Here is a 392-nt window from a genome sequence, read left to right as displayed (position 1 = left end):
GTTCATCGCCCGGCAGATCAGCCGGTCGGAGCCGTCGTCGTGCGGTTCTGTGACCACCCGGGCCACGAAACCCACGGTGATCGTCTCCCCGCGATGATCGGTGACGTCCCAGGTGGTGCACAAGGTGTTGCCCACCACCGGCTTGATCGTCATGGCCAGCACCTTGGCCTCAGTGCCGTTGAGGTCGCGGGCAGGCAGGTCGTCGGCGAACGTCCGGTCGTGCGTGGCTTCGGTCTCCGGGTTCATGCCGCTGTTGTGCAGGGATTCGGCGGTGTCGGTGGCCACGCCCGCGGTCAGATCCCAGACCAGCGGGCCGGGAACCGGCCGTTGCGGCGGTTCGGCATCGGCCGGCCCGATCCAGACATGCACCCCGTGGATGTGTCCGTCGGACA

The 392-nt window shown here is 68.1% G+C and carries 1 protein-coding gene; it reads right to left on the bottom strand.

Going from position 1 to position 392, the window contains the following annotated elements; genetic code table 11:
* Nucleotides 1–392 (bottom strand): PAS domain-containing protein (locus RNB18_RS53315; protein ID WP_311721218.1); only part of this gene is annotated, 392 nt, incomplete at both ends.

Origin of the sequence: Streptomyces doebereineriae (assembly GCF_031845645.1) — a bacterium.
In the GTDB taxonomy this organism is placed as follows: Bacteria; Actinomycetota; Actinomycetes; order Streptomycetales; family Streptomycetaceae; genus Streptomyces; species Streptomyces canus.
This window is presented reverse-complemented; position numbering and strand designations above follow the sequence as displayed.